Source organism: Saccharothrix tamanrassetensis, from assembly GCF_014203665.1.
Classification (GTDB): domain Bacteria; phylum Actinomycetota; class Actinomycetes; order Mycobacteriales; family Pseudonocardiaceae; genus Actinosynnema; species Actinosynnema tamanrassetense.
The window spans coordinates 302,600-317,468 of record NZ_JACHJN010000001.1; the positions used below are offsets into that span (position 1 = coordinate 302,600).

Sequence of the window (14,869 nt, forward strand, 5' to 3'; positions counted from 1 at the left end):
GCCTGCCGGTCCGTTGCGCGCGGTTCCGGGCCGGCTCAGGGGCGCAGCACGAGGCGGATCGGGTTGCCCTCCTTGCGGATCAGCCGGTCGACCGCCTCCGGCGCCTTGTCCAGCGGCAGCACGTCGGTGATGGAACGGCCGAAGTCGATGCGCCGGTGGGCCACCAGGTTCACCAGCTCGGTCAGGTGCTGCGGCTCGGATCCGTAGTGCCCGCGCACCTGCTGCTGGAAGTAGCTGAACGCCGTGCCGTTCGTGATGGTCAACGGCTTGTCCGTCAGTCCGACCAGCACCAGCCGCCCGCGCACGTCCAGGCAGCCCACGGCCTGCTCGCGCACCGCCGCCACCCCGGCGAAGTCGAAGGCCGCCGCCAACCCCCGGCCACCGTTCGCCTCCCGCACCCGCCTGGGCAGGTCGGCATCGGCCGAGTCGAGAGCGAGATCCGCCCCGAACTCCGAAGCGCGCTCCCGGGCCGCCGGCAGCGGGTCCACCGCGATGATCGGAGCCGCCCCGGCCAAGCGCAGCAGTTGCACCGCGTGGGCACCCAGGCCGCCGGCACCCCACACCCCGACCGCCTCCCCCGCGCGAACCTGCGCGGTGGCCGTGATCGCCGCCCACGGCGTGCTGACCGCGTCCGGCAGGATCGCCGCCTGGTCGAACGGCAGGCTGTCCGGGATGGGCACGACCGTGTCCGCCGCGGCGAGCGCGAACTGCGCCCACCCGCCGTCGTAGTCCACCCCGCGCGTGAAGACGACACCCTCACGCTCCTCACCGGCCTGCAACAGCACGCGCTGCCCCTCCGACACTCCGGTGACCCCGGGCCCCAGCGCCTCGACGGTCCCGGAGACCTCGTGTCCCAGCGTGACCGTGTCACCCTGCAGGAACAACGGCGAGAGGCTGCCGTCGACCAGGTGCACGTCGGACAGGCACACACCCGCAGCGGCCACCTCGATGCGGACCTGTCCCGGTCCGGGCTCCGGCGTGGGCACCTCGTCCACGGACAACGAGTGAGTCTTCACGTTCAACCGGACAGCCAACATGCGGCGACTCCTCGAACCCGACGATCCAGCACAGGACAGCTCCGTCCTACTTTCCACAGTGGACGCCCGCAACCCGGGGCACGCGCGGCGGAACCGAACACCGCCCACACCGAATGCACCTGATCGGGCGAACCACGTCACCCCGGCGGTCCGGAGGGCGACCCACCCGCCGCGTCGATGTCGGCGGTGAGGAAACGCCCGCCGCGCAGGAACAGGAATCCGGCCACGAACGCCGAGACGGCCACCGCGACGGTCAGCGCAGCCCTCGGCCCGTGGGCGTCGGAGATCACGCCGGCGAAGACGGAGCCGAAGAACCCGCCCATCAGGAACGTGAACACCGGCATCAGGGCGAACGCCTGTGCCCGCAGCGCGCGCGGGGTGACCGACGCGACCAGCGGGTGCACCGCCACCAGGGCGATGCCCACGCACACCGAGGCGAGCACGTAGCAGGCCAGCAGCAGGGCGATCGGCCGCAACCACACACCGACCACGATCAGCGCGCCGAACGCCAGGATGGCGGTACCCGCCACGTGCACGGTCCGCTCCGGCCGCCGCCGGTAGGTCCGGTCGAACCGCCGGCCGCCGACGATCATCGCGGCGATGACCGGGATCTGGGTCAGGGTGAAGACCGAGCCCCGCGTCAACGCGTCGAAGCCGTACTCGTCGCCCAGCAGGACCGACATCTGCACCGGCACGGTGTAGAGCGCGAGGCCGAGCACACCGATGCCGAGGCACATGAACAAGAACGTCCGCACCTTCATCATCCGCCGGAACGCGGTGAGCGTCCCGACCGGAGGCTCCACCGGCGCGACTCGTGATCGGTCCGCATCGGACGGTGCGGACCGATCCGCTCGTCCCCGTTCGGGTTCCTCCAGCAGCAGCCCGGCGGCGACCGCCAGCAGCGCGTAGGGCGCGGCGAGCGCGAGGTAGGCCCAGCGCCACGCCTCCGCCGAGTCGCCGGCGGCACCGGCGACGGCACCGGCGAGCACCGGGCCGACGGCCTGGCCGAGCGGACCGCCCATCGCGTACAGCGAGAAGACCCGACCCCGACCGCCCACCGGGTAGGCGTCGGCGATCAGCGAGCCGAACACCGGGTTCGAGTAGGACGCCGCCAGGCCGGTGAAGGTGTAGGCGAGCAGCAGTTGCCAGGTGTTCTGCGCCAGGCCCGCGCCGACCAGCGCCGGCGCGCCGACCGCCGCCGAGACGACCACCAGGTGTTTTCGGCGCACCCGGTCGGCCAGCCAGGCCATCGGCAGCCCGCCCAGGGTGAGCGCGACCCCGGTGAACCCGGCGAGCGCGACCAGCAGCGCGTCGGAGATGCCGAAGTGGTCGCGGATGTCGGGGGCGAGGGTGTTGGTGGCCTCCCGGCTCAGCTGCTCCATCACCACCAGCGGCACGGCGAGCAGGCAGACCGCCCACCCGCCCTGCCGCAGGGTGTCCCGCAGCCGCACGCCCCCGGTGCGGTCGACCGGCCGGTCGTCGGGCGGGACGAGCCCCACCGCGCGGTTCAAGGCGCGGCCTCGGGACGGGGCCGTGCCGCACCGGGATGCGGCACGGCCCGGGTATCGCGGGCGCGCATCAGCGTTGCTCCTGACGGGAGAAGGGTCTGGTGCCGGGGAACCGCGCGACGGGGCGGTCAGAGCCGCCCGTCGAGCCAGTCGAGGGTGAACTCGGACGCGGTCGCCTCGGCGCCTGCCTGGCAGTGCAGCTGGGCCGTGGAGGACGCGTCGAACAGCAGGAACTCCTTGGGACAGGTCAAGGCGTCGTACAGCAGCTCGGCCTGGCCCGCCGAGTAGGCCTCCTCGGTGCCGTCCATGATCAGCGTGTCGCACTCGATGTGCCGGGCGACCTCGCTCAGGTCGCAGGCGTCCAGTTCCCGGAACAGTTCGTAGGGAGTGCTCACCCCGTGCTTCCACTGCGAGTCGCGGACGTACCACTCCACGACGGGCGCCACCGCGCTCACGGCCGCCACCGCGGCGTTGAACGCATCCGGCCCTGCCTCCAACGCGTCGGTGAGCGCGTCCGGCAGCGCCGCCTTGATCGTCGGGCCCCACTGGAGGTAGCCGGGGTTGGCGATGAGGACCCTGAGCCGCTTCTCGAAGGCCGCGGCGCGCGGTGCGAGGTAGCCGCCGAAGCTCGACCCCATCAGCCCGATGCGGTCCGGGTCGACGCCGTCGATGCCGACCGCGACGTCCACGACCGGGGTGATGACCTTCTCCCAGTCGTGCCGGAACGGCAGGCCGTTCACCCGCAGCGCCATGCCCTGGCCGGGGCACTGGACCGTCAGGCAGTGGTAGCCCCGGCGCGTCGCCCCGCGCCTTCGGGCTGCGGTACAGGTAGGACGGCAGGAAGCTGCCCTCGTAAGGGATGCGGACGTACTCGCCCGGGTAGTCGGACAGCGCGAGGTAGCGGTCGTAGCAGTGGTAGCTGTTGAGCGCGTTGGCCTTGGTCCTGGGGTCGTCGGGGTGGCCGAAGTGCATCAGCCCGGCCCGCCAGTACGTCGACGCCCGCAGGTAGGCGCTGCTCGCGCTGACCGCCCGCCCCTCCTTCTCGGCACGTTCCGCGCGCTCCTGGAGCACTTCCGCGCGGGCGGTCCACGCCCGCATCCAGCTCTCCTCGTCGTCGACGCCGATCTCCCGCAGGGCCTCCAGGCACTCGCCCAGGTCGGACATGCCGAACAGCGACATGCCGAGCTGGTGCTTGAACTGGCTGTCCATCACGTCGCTGTCGATGAACCGGAACGAGGTCCAGTGTGGACCGGGGAACAGCGGGTTGACACTGGCCGTGCCGGACGTGGTCATGCCGGTTCTCCTCCTGTGGCGGATCTGCGGTGGGGTGACGGAGGACGAACCGCGCGGTCGCTTCCGCGATCGCCGAACACAGTTCTCCGAGAAGATTCCGGGACGCCTTTTCCGGGCGCACACCGAAGACACGAAACCACCGACCGACCAGGACCTCTGTCCGGTCACGGCGGAACGGTCGTCGCCGCTCGTCCCCCACTACTTCGGAGCGTAGGAGGATCGGCCGCCCGGCACGTCACTCACCACGGGCAGATCGACTACCCCTGCGGAGTGGGGCGCACCGCCCCGACCCGGCCGCCGGGAGGTGGTACCGGACCGACGCGATCGCTGGTTGATCAACGGGTTCGCGTCGGCCCGGGCGGTCCACCTAGGCGGGCCTACCGTGTAAGACACACGTGCGCACACGGCTCACCCCGATTACCCGTTCGCGTCACAAGTACACCTCTGTTGTGACGTCGATTTCCCGGATGTCGCTTACCTGCCCGCGGAGCTTCGAATTGCCGCAACGTCACCGATGACCGAAATGTGCCGGAACGCCGGGAGCGGCACCACCGGTGGGCATGTGAAATGGGGAAGGAGGTCCCGGCCGGATTCGAACCGGCGTGGCCGCGCTGCGGGTGCGGCGCGGCCGTGCGGTTCGTCGGAAGTCGCGTCGATGGCGGGGGTCGGAGGCTGTGCCTAGGCTTGTCACATGACGGACACGGAGATCCACGCGCGGATCAGCGAGCTGGTCGCCGAGGAGCACGAGTTGCGGCAGCGGGTCGTGGCCGGCGAGCTGGCGCCGGAGGAGGAGCAGGCCCGGTTGCGCCAGGTCGAAGTGGCGCTCGACCAGTGCTGGGACCTGCTGCGGCAGCGTCGGGCCCGGCAGGCCGCAGGGCAGGACCCGGACGGGGCGGACGTGCGGCCGGCCGGTGAGGTGGAGGGGTACCGGCAGTAGCCGCTACCAGCGGCCGAAGTGCACGGCCTCCTCGAACGGACGGCGTTTGCGGGTCCAGGCCGACGTGCCCCCGGTCGTGGTCTCCTCGGCTCCGTGGCCGATCGCGACCGCGCCGATCGGCTCGTGGTCGGCGGGGACGCCGAACGCTTCGCGGACCTTGTCGAAGTCGTCCGCGCCGATGCCGAAGTACACCGCGCCGAGGCCTTCGTCGACCGCGGTCTGGAGGATCAGCAGCACCGCCATGCCGGTGTCGATGTGCCAGAACGGGACGGGCCAGTGGTCTTCGCTGCGGTCGGTCCAGCCCTTGTCGGGCTGGGCGTACCGGTCCAGGTAGGCCTCCTTCACCGAGAAGGCGATCACCACCACCGGAGCGGTCTTGACCGACTCGAACGTCCAGAGCCGGACGTATTCGTAGAACCGCGCGAGTTCCTCGCCCCGCAGCACCAGGAACGCCTGGCCCTGCGAGAAACCCGCCGACGGGCCGCGCAGCGCGTTGCGCATGATCCGCCGCACGCTCTCGTCGGACACCGGCTCGTCGGTGAAGCTGCGCACCATGCGCCTGCGGCGCACCACGTCCTGGAACTCCATCTCGTCCCCCCGGTGATCGGTCGTCCTGGTCCGATCGTAGAGCGGCCGGCTACCCCTGGAGGGTGACCGGCTGGAAGTCGTGGCCGATCGGGACGGCGGGACGGACCGGCCGCCGCCGGTCGGGAGGACCCGCCACGACCGAAACCGCATTCTTCGGGAATTTGTCCTTTCCACCGCACTGCCGGCAGCCGTCCTTCGCCTTTCCGAAGTACCGTCAACGCGCCGATACCGTCGATATGGCGCAAAACGTCGTGAACGGTCGGCGGGACCGTCTCCGGAGGCCACGTGGTAGTCCGCAGACGGCATTGTGCAGTGGCGTCGAGCCGCGGTGGTCGACCCGCAGAGCTCGTACACCGGGCAGACGGAGGGTGGCCGCCGACCGTGCGCCGACGTGGCGGAAAGCCGGCGCGCCGACGGTGCCGTCCGGGGTACTTTGCCGCATCCCGCCTGGTCGGACCGGGACGCTCGACGGCCGGCCCGACCAGGCCCCGAAGCCGCGAGGAAGACCCATGCTCGACAGCCTCGTCATCCAGAAGACCCTCCGGGTGCCGACCTCGTCCGGTCCGTCCGGTGACGGTCGTGCGGTCGCGCGCCAGCTCGACGGCGTGCTCGCCCAGGTCGGGTTCAAGGCCTCCGGGGAACTGCTGCGGCACGTGTCCGGCCTCGCCGCGCCCGCCGCGATGGACCTGGCCGTCCTGGTGATCGGCGCGGTGCGCGAACTGGTCGGCGACCACGTCGGGCACAACCCCTACTTCAAGGACTTCCCCCGGGGCGTGCCGGACACGATGGACTTCTGGGTGCGGTCGCTGCGCGAGGCGTTCGTCACGGCGGACGACGGCACCGACCGTTTCGTGCCGACCGACGCCGAGTCGGCGGATGTGCTCGGCACCGGCTGGGTCGACCTGCTCGCCCTGCCGGGGTACGGCCGCACCCGGCACACCTACGAAGAGGTGCTGGCCGCGCACGACGAGCTGATCCCCTCGGTGAAGGACCGGGTCACGGTCGTGCACCTGGGTGGCACACCTGCTCAGGAGGCCCAGGCGCTGTACTTGGCGCTCGCCGGGAGCCCGGTGCCGTTGGGCGAGACCGATCTGGCGCTGCTGGGCGAACTGGCCGCGGTCCGCCTCGACGGCGAGCAGCCCGCCACCATCCCGGTGCGCGAGAACCGGGCCGTGGTCAACGCCGCACGGCTGGCCGCCGCGCGTCCGCTGGTGGCGGTGGACACCGTGACCGACGTGCTGCGGCTGGCGTGCCACGTCTCCGACGGGGACGTGACGCTGCGGGAGCCGACCAGGTTCCGGTCGTTCCGGCGTCCGGAGCGCCGGGGGCTGATGGCCGCGCTGGACGAGGTGGTCGCGGCCGGTCCCGGCAAGCTCGGCGACATCGCGACCTACCGGCGGCGTTGGCAGCGGCTCGGGGAACGGCTGCACCCGCACGAACACGGCTCGTTCCCGCACGCGCAGGACGTGTTCGCGGTGGCACGGGGTGCAAAGCACGTCCGGTCGTCGGCGGGGAAGGTGGAGTCGGCGTTCGCGGACGGCGCCGTCCTCCGCGCGGTGGAACTGCTGTCGGTCGCGCCGGGGATGCTGCTGCGCCGGATCGACCGGGTGCTGCGCTCCTGCGAACCGCACCAGGTCGAGGACGTGCTCGAAGCCGTGGTGTCGGTGATCGGCGGGGTCTCGGGCCGGGTGTTGTGCTCGGTGCGCGAACACCTGGCCAACCGCCCGGCGTCGGGCGCGATGCGCACGTTCGTCAACCGCAACCGCCGTGCCTGGGTGACCGCCGACGAACGACCCCCGCTCGACCCGGTCGCGGCGGCCGGGCTCACCGCCGTGCTCGACGGCGAGCTGCTGCGCAGGCTGCCCGCCCACCAGCGGCTGGTGGTCGACCCCGAGGTGCTCGCACTGGCGCTCCCGTTGTCGGACAAGGAGACCGGCGACGGGTTCGGGGTGGTGCCGAGGGGCTCGGAGACTCCGGTCGACGGCGAGCTGCTGCGGTTCTTCGCGTACTGGCGGCAGCACAGCCGCAGCACCGACCACGACCTGTCCGCGCTGCTGCTCGACGACGACTTCGGCCTCGTCGACCACGTGTCGTGGACGAACTACAGCTCCGACGGCGCCTACTACTCCGGCGACCTGACCGACGCCGCCGACGGCGCGACCGAGTTCATCGACATCCCGTTGGACACGGTGTCGGCCCGCTACGTCGTGCCGCAGGTCGACGTGTTCTCCGGGGAGGGCTTCGACACGGTGGCCGAGTCGATGTTCGGGTTCATGACCCGCGACCGCACCCAGCGCGGCAGGCCGTTCGAAGCCGGCACGGTGCGGATGCGGTCGGCCATGCGCGGTTCCGGCCGGGTGGCGCTGCCGGTGGTGTTCCGCCGCGACGACGACGGCTCGTGGTCGGCGAAGTGGCTGCACCTGTACCTGCGCGGCACGTCGTGGGGCAACCGCGTCGAGGGCAACCAGGGGGTCACCGGGCTGCTGGCACGCGCCGTCTTCCAGCGCGCCTACCTGACGGTGGGGTACCTGGTGGACCGGCTGCGCGCCAAGGCCGGTTCGTACACCACGTGGGCGCCGGGCACGACCTTCACCGAGCCGGTCACGTTCATCGGGATCGAGCGCCCGGAGAACCTGCCCGCGGGCTCGGAGGTGTTCACGCTCGCCACGCTGAAGAACCTGGTGCCGCAGTAGGACCCGCCGGTGCTAGCCTGGCGGTGTGAGGCTATGGGGGAACTTCCTTCTCACCAACTTCGCACTAGTTCCCCCGCTCTCCTCCACCCCCCGCAGACTCGCCCTCCCGGGTGGTCTACCGGGCATGCCCGGGTCCGGACCACGTGGCCGGCGGCGCACAGCGAGGAGATGGGCGGCACATCGGTGCGCCGCCCATCCCCGCCCGCCTGTCGCGGCCCCGCCCGCCGGTCAGGGACGGTCGTCGAGCTCCGCGCGGATCAGCCAGAGGCGGACGGCACCGCGCCGGTCCCGTGGCTGCACCTCGTAGGGCCAGCGGCTGCCGCCCGCCCCCGGCTGGCCCGGTTCCTTCAGGTCCCGCACCCGCCACCCGTTGGCGGCGAGGAACTCCTCCGGCTCGTCGGTGCCGAAGATCCACGGTGTGCCGTCGGCGCGCAGGGTGTCCAGAAACCGCTTGGAGAACGGGCTGTGCAGCAGCCCCCGGCCCAGGATGTCCAACGCCAGCCTGCTGCCCGGCGCCGACGCGCCGCCCAGCGTGGTCAGCAGGCCCGCCGCCTGCTCCTCGGTGAGGAAGAACGTCAGCGCCTCCGCGATCCACAGCGTGGGCCTGGTCGGGTCGAACCCGGCCGTGACCAGGTCCGGCAGCCAGTCCGTGGTGAGGTCGACCGACACCGTGCGGCGTTCGGTGCGCGGCTCGGCGCCCAGCCCGTCCAGCCGCCGCTGCTTCTCCTCGACGAGGGCGCCGTGGTCCACCTCGTACACCACCACGCCGTCCGGCCAGTCCAGCCGGAACGCCCTGGTGTCCATGCCCGCGGCGATCAGCACCACCTGCTCGATGCCGTCCTCGGGCCGGAGCTCGTGCACGCTGTCGTCCAGGAACTTCGTGCGGATCGAGATGAACGGCAGCAGGCCGCCGCCGGCGTACCGGTCGATCAGCTCGAAGCCGCGCGGGGCCGCGAGATCACGGGCCAGCGGGTCGACGAACATCGCGTCGGGTCGTTCCGACTCGACAGCGCGCGCTGCGGCCATCCACTGCGCGGTGAAGGACACCGCCGGCATGGTCGGCTCGGTCACCGGTCGCACGCTCACCCCTCCCCCCGCGCGAAGAACGCCCGGTCGATCGCGGAGACCGACTGGAAGTCGGTCAGGTCGATGCGGTCGAAGTCGATCTCGACCCCGCTGGCGTCCTCGATCACGTAGACCAGCTCCACGAAGGACAGCGAGTCGACCAGACGGCTCTCGATGAGGTTCTCGTCCGGTCCGACCTCGGTGCGCTCCGGGTGCCGGCCGAGAATCCAGTCCCGGACCTTGTCGATCCCCGGTGATGGCATGACCACTCCCCTCGGCAGTGCTCGGTCAGGTGCGACGGCCGCCGCCACCGCGATGGCGTACGACTCGTCGTGGGTGATGCTGATGGCGATGTGCCCGAGTCCCGCCCGTCGGGCGAGGTGGGCCGCCCGGCCGCTGAGCCGCACTTCCGGCCAGCCGCCCGGTCCTCTCAGGATCTCCGTGGTGAGCCAGGGCATCGGCTGCCCGGCGACGTGGAACAGCTTGAAGACCGCTTCCTTGGCCGCGATGCGCCCGGCGACGCCCGACGGGTCCAGGCCGTCCGCCGTGGACGAGAGCCGGAACTCCGACTCGGACAGCAGCCGCGGCAACGCCGGGCTCGCGATCAGCCCGCGCACGCGGTCGAGCGGGACGATGTCGACGCCGATCCGACCGATCGACATGTCACGACGCCCGCTCGGCGACCGCGACCACCGCGTCGAGCGCCGCCCGGACGTCACCGTCGTGCAGGTCGGTGAGCACGGTCAGCCAGCGCTCCAGGCCGAAGGCGACGCAACCGGTGTAGGCGTGTTCCCCGGTGTCGCCCAGCCGGATGTCGCACCGCTCGCCGAAGAAGTTCCGGTGCGTGTTCACCGAGGCGATGGCCAGGCCGCCGTGCTGGAACTCGTGCTTGACCGGGGCGAGGCGCTGCAGCAGCGCACGCGGGCCCTCCGCGGCGAAGAACGGGTCGACGGCGGCCTCCTTGTCCAGCCGGAGGCCGAGCGCCGCGCCGAACTCCCCGATCCGCTCGGTGAACTCGCCGATCACCCGCTGGGTGTGCTCGTACGTGCCCAGCGCGACGATCTCCCGCATCTGGAACGCGGCCAGCCTGCGCAGCCCGCCGTAGTGGTCCTCGTTGCGGAAGCAGCGGTTCACCAGGGTGACCACTGTGGACCGGCCGACCCGCGTCCCCTCGTGGTAGAGGTAGACGCCGAAGCAGGTCGCGTGCGGCAGCCCGTACGCGGCCTCGCGCAGGTCCGCCGCGCCGAACCGGCCGCCGACCGGCTTCCCGGCGTGCTCGCCCGTCACCAGCGGCCCGGCGACCAGCGCGAGGTGCGGGAAGTTCGTGTACACGTCGAACTTCTCCAGGTCGCCGACCGGGTACAGCGGTGGCGCGCTGATCTCGCTCGCGCCCGCCGCGAGGCCCCAGCCGGCGAAGGTCCGGTCCAGCTCGCGGACCAGCGCCGTCTCGTCCGGACCGAGGATCGCGAGCGCGTCGGCCCCGTCCACACCGGTCAACCTGGTCATCGGATGATCCCGGTCTTGCGGAGGTACTTGGCCGTCTTGCGGAACACGCGCTGCTCGGCGTCGGCGAGGGCGGGCGAGTCCAGCAGGGTCCGGCGCAGCTCCAGCGGGCGCTCGATGCCCGCGTCGCGGTAGGCCTGCGGGTTGAACAGCGACTCGAAGCTGTAGGTCATGTACCGGCGGACGTAGCCGGAGACCTCCGCCAGCTCCTGCTCGGTCGCGGTCCGGCGGAAGTCCTCGAACAGCAGCTCGACCAGCTCGCGGCCGAACGCGATGTGCCGGGACTCGTCCTGGTGGTGGATCCGGTTGATGGCCCGGATCGTCTCGTGCAACCGGTCGTCCACCGCCATCCTGGCGTTGTAGTGGTCGACCAGCTCCTCGAAGATCAGGATCCGGGTGAACACCAGCAGGCTGTCCGCTTTGGACGACGACGTCGGGACCTCGATGCCGCCGGCGGGCGCGCGGTAGATCTTCCCCGCGTAGCGGAGGCAGAACTCCGCGAAGAACCACATGTGCTCGTTCTCCTCACCGATGAAGTGGTGGAAGAACTCCGACGGCGTCTCGAAGCCGGTCGTGTGGATCCGCCGGACCACCTCGATGAGCAGCTCGCGGATGCCGTGCACGTTGAGGCTGTAGAAGTTCACGCTCTCGAAGCGCGACAGCGCGAACAGCTGCTCCTCGCGCAACGACCCGGCCACCTCGGTGCCGTGCGTGGTGGTCAGCTCCGGGCTCATCCACCACATGTGCTCGGGGAGGCTGTCCGGCCACTCGAAGAGCCGGTAGGGGTTGTAGTAGTCGTCGACCGACTTCGACGACAGCCGGTCGAGGATGCCGCGGAACCGGTCGTCCTGATCGATGAGATCACTGATCATGAGTGGGATTCCCCCATCCGCACAAGGAATTCTGGTGCTGTGACCGACCCTAGGCAGCGCCGGGGAACCCCTCAATGCCCACAACCGGCGTGGCCGCTACCGGTCACACCGGGCATTCGGACAGCACGGTGGACAACCGTTGCGCCTCAACGGATCCGGAGTCGGCGAGGACGTCGAGTGCCTGGCGCAGCAGGGCCGCGGCCGCGGCCGGGCCGTCCACCCGCAGCGCGATCCGGCCGAGGACGCCCAGGGCCCGGCCCTCGCCGACCACGTTGCCGGTGCGGCGGTTCACGTCCAGCGCGGCACCGGCGTGCCTGCCGGCTTCGCCGTGGCGGCCCAGTGCGAGGTTCGCCGAGGCGAGGACCATCCGCGCCCGCGCGGTCAGCAGGGGCAGGCGGTGGCGTGCGGCGGCCTCCAGCGCGGCCTCGGCGTTCATCAGCGCGGTGTGGTGCGCGCCGAACCGGAGGTCGACGCCCGCGAGGGCCAGCAGCCCCTCGATCTCCGCCTTCGGGTAGTTGATCTCCCGGGCCAGTCGCAGTGCCCGCTCGGCGGGCGTGCGCGGTCCGGTCGACAACCCGGCGGGCACGCCGAGGGACGCCAGTGCGGCCAGCGCCGACGCCTCGGTCCGCCGGTCGCCGGTCTCCCGGGCCAGCTCCACGGCCGCCGTGCCGCACTCGGTCGCCCGGTCGAGCTCGCCGGTCTCGGCGTGCAGGGCGGTCAGGCAGATCAGCGCGGTCACCTGGCCGTACCGCCCGCCGGTCTCCTGGTGCAGGCGCAGGCCCAGCCGCAGGTGCCGGCGGGCGTCGGCCAGCCGGCCGAGGTCGGACAGCGCCTCGCCCAGGTTGGTGTGCGCGTGCGCGACACCGCTCTTCGAGCGGAGCGACTCGTGCACCTCCAACGCCTGCGTGAGGTGCTCGACGGCCTCGTGCGGTCGACCCAGCTCGCGGCACAGCGTGCCGAGGTTGTGCAGGTTCGCGCCGAGACCCGCCTGCCAGCCGGTCCGCCGGTTGAGCCGGACGGCCCTGGTCAGCTCGGCGGCGGCCTCGTCGAGCCGGCCGAGCTCCCAGTGGACGCCGCTGACGTTGCCCCTGGCCGCCGCTTCCGCCTCGGCCCAGCCCGCCGCCGCCGCGAGCTCGATGGAGGCGGTGTAGTGCTCGATCGACCTCGGGTAGTCGCCGGTGCTGCGGTACGCCTGCGCCAGGCTCTGCTCGGCGGCGATCCGGCCGTGCACCGACCCGTCCGCGATCGCGGACGCCGCCGCGGTCCGGGCGACGGCGAGCCACTCGGCCACGTACCGGCGCAACCAGAAGTAGCCCCGCAGCACGTCCGCCAGCTGCCACGAGACGGGCCGGGGGCCGTGCTCGGCGGCGTCCCGGACGACCGCCACGAGGTTGGCGCGTTCGACCTCCAGCCAGGCCAGCGCGCCGGTGTCCTCCTCGAAGTCGACCGGCGGCGCCGGTGCGGCCGGCCGGTCGGGGCGGGTCAGCCGGAGCACGTGCGGGGTGAGCTTGGCGGTCGCGGCGGCGGCCGTGTCCAGGTACCAGTCGAACAGCCGGGCCCGGGCCGCCGCGCGGTCGTCCGGGTCGTCCTCGTCCGTGGCCCGCTCGGCGGCGTAGAGGCGCAACAGGTCGTGGTACTGGTGCCGGCCGCTCGCGTCCACGTCGACCAGGTGCGCCCGGACCAGTTCCGTGAGCAGCCGCCGGGCCCTGGTGTAGCCCACCCCGAGCAGCGCGGCGGCGGCGTGCACCGAGAACTCCGGGGTCTCGACCACGCCCAGCAGCCGGAACAGCGTCCGCACGGCCGGGTCGAGCCGCCGGTAGGACAGGTGGAAGGCGGCCCGCACGGCGGTCGTGGGATCGCCGGCGACGCTGAGCCGGTCCAGCCGGTCGGCGGCGCGCAGCCCGGCGACGCAGTCCGCGATCGGGCTCTCCCCGCCGGAGGCCACCCCCGCGCCGGCCACCCGCAGGGCGAGCGGCAGCCGGGCGCAGAGCGCGACGAGCTCGTCGGCGGCCTGCCGTTCGGCTTCGACCCGCGCCGCGCCGATGATCCGTTCCAACAGCAGCCCGGCCTCCCGCGCGGTGAGCACGTCGAGGCGGGAGACGGCGGCGTCGTTGGTCACGGCGAGGCCGCGCAGGTCGTCCCGGCTGGTGATCAGCACCACGCTGCCCGGACGGCCCGGCAGCAGCGGGCGCACCTGCTCCACCGAGGCGGCGTCGTCCAGCAGGACCAGCATCCGCCGGCCGCCGATCGTCGAGCGGAACAACGCGGTCAGCTCGTCCAGGCCGGCCGGTATCCGCTCGGCGGGCACGCCCAGCGCGCGGAGGAACCGGACCAGCGCCTCGGCGGCCGACACCGCCGCCGTGGGCGCGTACCCGTGCAGGTTCACGTACAGCTGGCCGTCCGGGAAGCGGTCCAGCGCCCGGTGCGACCAGTGCAGTGCCAGTGCGGTCTTGCCGACGCCGGCGGTGCCCGAGACCACCACGACCGGCACCCCGCCGCGGTCCGCCGCCGCGTCGAGGTCGCGCAGCAGCTCCGCGCGGCCGGTGAACGTGGCGACGTCCGGCGGCAGCTGGGTGGGACGGGTCGGCGCGGCCCCGGCGGCACCCGGTTCCAGCGCCGGGTCGGCCCGCAGGATCGCCTGCGCCAGTTCGCAGACCTCCGCCCCCGGCTCCAGCCCGAGGTCCTCGGCGAGCACCCGGCGGACCTTCCAGTACACCTCCAGCGCCTCGGCCTGCCGGCCCGACCGGTACAGCGCCAGCATGAGCTGGGCGTGCAGCCCTTCCCGCAGCGGGTGCTCCGCCACGAGTTCGAGCAGCTCGGCCACCAGCTCCCGGTGCCGGCCGAGCCGCAGCTCGGCCTCCACGCACATGCTGGTCACCACCAGCTTGCGCTCCAGCAGCCGCTCGGCCTCCGCCTGGAGCAGGCGCACCTCGTCCGCCAGCCCGCAGAACGGCGTGCCCCGCCACAGCGCGATCGCCTGTCGCGCCAGGGTGCCGGCGGTGCGGAAGTCCGCGCGCTCGTGGGCCAGCCGGGCCTGGCCGGCGAGCGCCTCGAAGCGTTCGGCGTCCAGTTCGTCGGGGTGCACCTCCAGCGCGTAGCCGGGGCTGCGCAGCGCGACCCGTTCCGGCTCGCCCAACGCGCGCCGGAGCTGGTGCACGTACAGCTGGAGGTTCTTCGCGGCCGAACGCGGTGGGTCGCCCCGCCACAGACCGTCGATCAGCACGGTCGCGGGCACCACCGCACGCGGCCGGCACAGCAGCAGGGCCAGCAGGGTGCGCACCTTGGGTGCGAGCAGCAGCTCCCGCACTCCTTCTTTTGTCACCAGCGGGCCGAGAACCCTGAATTCCACCGCGTTCGACCCCCGGGTTTCCCA

11 protein-coding genes are annotated in these 14,869 nt (G+C 72.4%); 2 read left to right on the forward strand and 9 right to left on the reverse strand.

All coding sequences use genetic code 11. From position 1 onward, the window contains the following. Positions 1-35 precede the first annotated feature (35 nt). From FHS29_RS01345 to FHS29_RS01355, 3 genes are all read right to left on the reverse strand, one after another. Positions 36-1,037, reverse strand: a complete 1,002-nt coding sequence (locus FHS29_RS01345; protein ID WP_184687441.1) for a zinc-binding dehydrogenase — start codon at positions 1,035-1,037, stop codon at positions 36-38. Between the two features lie 137 nt (positions 1,038-1,174). Further along, entirely contained in the window at positions 1,175-2,548 is a 1,374-nt protein-coding gene (locus FHS29_RS01350) for an MFS transporter (RefSeq protein ID WP_184687443.1), read from the reverse strand. A 125-nt stretch (positions 2,549-2,673) separates the two neighbouring features. Next, positions 2,674-3,297 carry an alpha/beta hydrolase family protein gene (locus tag FHS29_RS01355; protein ID WP_184688550.1) on the reverse strand — a complete coding sequence of 208 codons (624 nt, stop codon included), beginning with the start codon at positions 3,295-3,297 and terminating at the stop codon, positions 2,674-2,676. 1,232 nt (positions 3,298-4,529) lie between these two features. On the opposite strand from FHS29_RS01355, the gene FHS29_RS01360 reads away from it, so the two are divergent. Beyond that, entirely contained in the window at positions 4,530-4,775 is a 246-nt protein-coding gene (locus FHS29_RS01360; RefSeq protein ID WP_184687445.1) for a DUF2630 family protein, read from the forward strand. A gap of 3 nt (positions 4,776-4,778) precedes the next feature. Here the strand turns inward: FHS29_RS01360 and FHS29_RS01365 are convergent, their stop codons facing one another. Beyond that, positions 4,779-5,363, reverse strand: a complete 585-nt coding sequence (locus tag FHS29_RS01365) for a nitroreductase family protein (RefSeq protein WP_184687447.1) — start codon at positions 5,361-5,363, stop codon at positions 4,779-4,781. A 509-nt stretch (positions 5,364-5,872) separates the two neighbouring features. Between FHS29_RS01365 and FHS29_RS01370 the strand changes: the two genes are divergently transcribed. Next, on the forward strand, positions 5,873-8,056 hold the full coding sequence (locus tag FHS29_RS01370) for a hypothetical protein (RefSeq protein WP_184687449.1): 2,184 nt from the start codon (positions 5,873-5,875) through the stop codon (positions 8,054-8,056). A gap of 228 nt (positions 8,057-8,284) precedes the next feature. Here FHS29_RS01370 and FHS29_RS01375 read toward each other — a convergent pair whose 3' ends face one another. From FHS29_RS01375 to FHS29_RS01400, 5 genes are all read right to left on the reverse strand, one after another. Next, positions 8,285-9,127, reverse strand: coding sequence for an SAM-dependent methyltransferase (locus FHS29_RS01375; protein ID WP_312864686.1), 843 nt, complete (start codon positions 9,125-9,127; stop codon positions 8,285-8,287). A gap of 11 nt (positions 9,128-9,138) precedes the next feature. Then, complete coding sequence (locus tag FHS29_RS36490) at positions 9,139-9,783, reverse strand: 4'-phosphopantetheinyl transferase superfamily protein (RefSeq protein ID WP_246439754.1); 645 nt, start codon at positions 9,781-9,783, stop codon at positions 9,139-9,141. A 1-nt stretch (position 9,784) separates the two neighbouring features. Continuing rightward, on the reverse strand, positions 9,785-10,627 hold the full coding sequence (locus FHS29_RS01390) for a class-II aminoacyl-tRNA synthetase family protein (RefSeq protein WP_184687451.1): 843 nt from the start codon (positions 10,625-10,627) through the stop codon (positions 9,785-9,787). Next, positions 10,624-11,496: a diiron oxygenase gene (locus tag FHS29_RS01395; protein WP_184687452.1), complete on the reverse strand. Its 873-nt coding sequence runs from the start codon at positions 11,494-11,496 to the stop codon at positions 10,624-10,626. Before FHS29_RS01395 ends, FHS29_RS01390 begins: the two co-directional genes overlap by 4 nt. 103 nt (positions 11,497-11,599) lie before the next feature. Beyond that, on the reverse strand, positions 11,600-14,818 hold the full coding sequence (locus FHS29_RS01400; RefSeq protein WP_184687454.1) for an AfsR/SARP family transcriptional regulator: 3,219 nt from the start codon (positions 14,816-14,818) through the stop codon (positions 11,600-11,602). Between the last annotated feature and the right edge of the window lie 51 nt (positions 14,819-14,869).